Here is a 3,689-nt window from a genome sequence, read left to right on the forward strand (position 1 = left end):
CCGATTTATGGATAACCTCGATCAACAAGACATATTCGAGCGGAAATTGAAAAACTACACGGAGATTCATCAATGGTCTGTGGAGCAACCGGAGTCGTTTTGGCAGAACGTGTGGCAGTTTTGTGGAATGGTGGGTTCGCAAGACTGTATTAACAAGGCAGAAAGCGAGCACATCAAAACTCTAGGTGAAAGTCGCTGGCAGCAGCCGAAATCGAATCGCGATGCGGTGTGGTTTCCGAATGCTCAAGTTAACTACGCCGAAAACTTGCTGCATTCAGCAAAAACGTTGCCAAACGAGATTGCGATTTGGTTTGAGAATGAGCGTGGCGAACAGCAGAGTTACACATGGAAAACCTTGCGTGAGGAAGTATCTAGCGTTCAACAATGGCTTGTCGATAGCGGCGTGGGGCAAGGTGATATAGTTGCTGCATATACGCCCTACCTGCCACAAACCGTTATAGCGATGTTGGCAACCACCAGCTTAGGGGCGATTTGGACATCGACCTCGCCTGATTTTGGCGTCGAGAGTGTGATTGAGCGATTTGGCCAAGTGAAACCTAAGGTACTGTTAACCTGTGATGGCTACACCTTCAATGGTAAAACATTTGATATGGCAGACAAGAACCGTGAAATCATCGAGCACTTAAACGCGCTAAAACAGGTGTGTGAGATCGGTTATTTGAAACCGACTCGTGATTTAGAGAAGAACAACGTTAAACATGATGTGTCACCTCAAAGCTGGCACAGCATCATTCATCACTATCAGCCACAACCTCTTCGATTTACTCGTGTCGGCTTCAATGATCCGCTGTTTGTGCTCTACTCTTCCGGTACCACCGGAAAGCCCAAGTGTATTGTTCACTCTGTTGGTGGCACTACCATCAACCACCTAAAAGAGCATCAGCTTCATTGCGATATTAAACCGAGAGATCGCGTGTTCTACTACACCACTTGTGGTTGGATGATGTGGAACTGGCACGTCTCTGCGCTCGCCAGCGGTGCTTGTTTGGTGATCTTTGATGGTAGCCCGGTTTATCCGCAACCTAGCGTTCTGTGGGATTTAGCGCAGCGAGCTGATGTATCGACATTTGGCACCTCAGCCAAGTACCTAGAGGCGATTGAGAAAGTGGAACTCTCACCGATCGACAGCCACTCTCTTCCCCACTTAAGAACACTGTGCTCGACGGGTTCAGTGCTCTACCCTGAGCAATTCGATTACGTCTACAAACACATCAAGCAAGACCTACATTTGGCGTCTATTTCTGGCGGCACGGATATTTGTGGCTGCTTTGTTTTAGGCAACCCTATCTCGCCGGTGTATCGTGGTGAGTGCCAACAGGCAGGGCTCGGCGTCGACATCAAGGTGTTCAATTCGTCTGGTCACAAGGTTAATCATGAACGTGGCGAACTGGTGTGTACCAACTCCCTACCCAACTTCCCTGTTGGCTTCTGGAATGACACCGGAGAGCGCTATCACAGCACCTATTGGGATAGGTTCGATAATGTGTGGCATCACGGCGATGAAGTCGCACAGAGCGTTCATGGTGGCTATCTGTTCTACGGGCGAGGCGACACCACACTCAACCCTGGTGGTGTGCGAATTGGTACTGCCGAGATCTACCAGCAAGTGAACACTATTGAAGGCATTGTGGATTCGATAGCAGTCGGAAAAGACATCGACCGCAACGAGCAGATATGGCTGTTTGTCCAACTGCAGCAAGGTGTGGATCTAGATGATGAGTTACTGACAGCCATCAAAAGCAAACTCAAATCATCCTGTTCACCAAGACACGTGCCAAGCCAGATATTTGCGATCAGCGACGTGCCAAAAACACGCTCTGGCAAACTGGTGGAGCTGGCAGTGAAACAGGTCATCAATGGTAAGAGTGTAGAAAACCTCGGGGCTATCGCTAACGCCGAGGTTTTGAAAGAGATAAAGCGTGTTGTTTCGCTCTAGTGTTGAGACATAAAAGAGCGTGACCTAGAAATAAAAAGGGAGCCTTGACTAGAGGTTCCCTTAAGTAACACCGACGATAGGGGGGAGGGGTGTTAATCTTCAGCCTTCAGGAGATATAGCAGAAGGTTTCTAAAATCGACTAGATGCGTCCTTCACTGCCACACATATGAATTTTGTCCATCACGACTTGCTTCATCGCTGCTTTGCCTGGAGTAATGTATTTACGTGGGTCGTTGGCATCGGGATGATCAGCAAAGTGCTGTTTTACCGCGTCAGAGAATGCAATTTTCAGCTCAGTCGCCACGTTGACTTTAGAAACTCCGAGGTCAATGCAACGACGAACCATTTCATCTGGTACACCTGACGCACCATGCAGAACGAGCGGAATATCAACCACAGATCGGATCTTGTCCAGACGAGAAAAGTCGAGTTTCGGTTCTGCTTTGTACAGACCATGAGCAGTGCCAATTGCCACAGCTAACGAATCAATACCGGTACGACGAACAAACTCAGCAGCTGATGCAGGGTCAGTCATTAACGCATCGGCAGTATCAACGATTAAATCATCTTCTTGGCCACCCAAACGCCCTAATTCAGCTTCAACGCTTGCATCAAAGCGGTTGCAGTATTGAACCACAGAACGCACGATGTCTATATTTTGGTCGAAGGCATGATGAGAGCCATCGATCATAACAGAGCGAATACCATGGCCCACCTTAGTGCGGATATCCTGCAGATCTTCATGGTGATCAAGGTGTAAAACGAGCGGAATTGAGTGTTTATGCGCAGCTTCTTTGCAGATACTGATTAGATAATCGGTGCCTGCATAGTCGTAGGTGCCTGGTGTGCCAGCAAGAATAACTGGAGAGCCCATTTCTGATGCTGTCTCAACAATAACCTGCACAGTTTCTAAGTTGTGAATGTTGAATGCAGGAACTGCATAACCACCTTGTTGAGCACGTTTTAACATTTCACGAGAAGAGATTAGATACATAAAGCCTCCTGACTTGGTACGGATTCAGTTTCGAATACAAGATGTCCGTTCACCCAAGTTTTAGTAATTGAGAAATCTGATTTAACTGCCACCATAGAAGCGCGTTTACCCACTTCTAAACTGCCTAATAAATGTTGTAAGCCTAGCGATTTAGCCGGTGTTAAAGAGGCCATCAACCATGCTTGTTCAAGTGGCAGGTTTAGCCACTTCTGAATGTTTTGTACCGCTAGCGGTAAGGTCAAAGTGCTACCAGCTAAGCTGCCGCTATCGGTGGTTACTACTCCATATTTCATGCGCACCGTGTACTCTCCAAGAGTGTAATCTCCATCAGGCATCCCAGTAGCACTCATCGAGTCTGTAATGAGCGTCATACGTCTACCACAGCAGCGATGTGCTATATCTATAGCTGCCGAATGCACATGGTGCCCATCAGCGATCATCTCTACATAGCTGTTGGGGTGGGTAAGGCCAGCTCCAACCACTCCGGGGTCACGGTGATGCAATCCACGCATACCGTTGTAGCAATGGACAATGCCATTCGCACCAGCCTCTAGAGCCTGCTGAACCTGCTCATAACTGGCATCGGTGTGACCAAGCATCACTTTTACATTGTGTTTTCGTAAATACCGGATAGCTTCCAACGCCCCTGGCTTTTCGGGAGCAAGCGCGACTGTAATTAATTGGTTATCACTGTAAGACATCCACTTATCGAGCTCTTCGACAGATAGATCTCTAAAC

At 47.9% G+C, this 3,689-nt stretch carries 3 protein-coding genes; 1 reads left to right on the plus strand and 2 read right to left on the minus strand.

The genetic code is table 11. The features are described from left to right. On the plus strand, positions 1 to 1,957 hold a 1,957-nt coding region (locus tag AB4653_RS08390; protein WP_372103817.1), incomplete at its 5' end, for an acetoacetate--CoA ligase. Positions 1,958 to 2,096: 139 nt separating this feature from the next. Here the strand turns inward: AB4653_RS08390 and AB4653_RS08395 are convergent. Then, positions 2,097 to 2,951, minus strand: coding sequence for a tagatose bisphosphate family class II aldolase (locus tag AB4653_RS08395; protein WP_009846040.1), 855 nt, complete (start codon positions 2,949 to 2,951; stop codon positions 2,097 to 2,099). Further along, positions 2,942 to 3,689 (minus strand): N-acetylglucosamine-6-phosphate deacetylase (locus tag AB4653_RS08400; RefSeq protein ID WP_372103820.1); only part of this gene is annotated, 748 nt, incomplete at its 5' end. The genes AB4653_RS08400 and AB4653_RS08395, both read right to left, overlap by 10 nt.

Origin of the sequence: Vibrio sp. 10N.222.48.A3 (assembly GCF_041475345.1) — a bacterium.
Lineage (GTDB): Bacteria > Pseudomonadota > Gammaproteobacteria > Enterobacterales > Vibrionaceae > Vibrio > Vibrio tasmaniensis_A.

Coding starts and splice junctions, on each gene's coding strand:
- AB4653_RS08395 (WP_009846040.1), bottom strand. CDS start 2,951: ATGTATCTAATCTCTTCTCGTGAAATGTTAAAACGTGCTCAACAAGGT.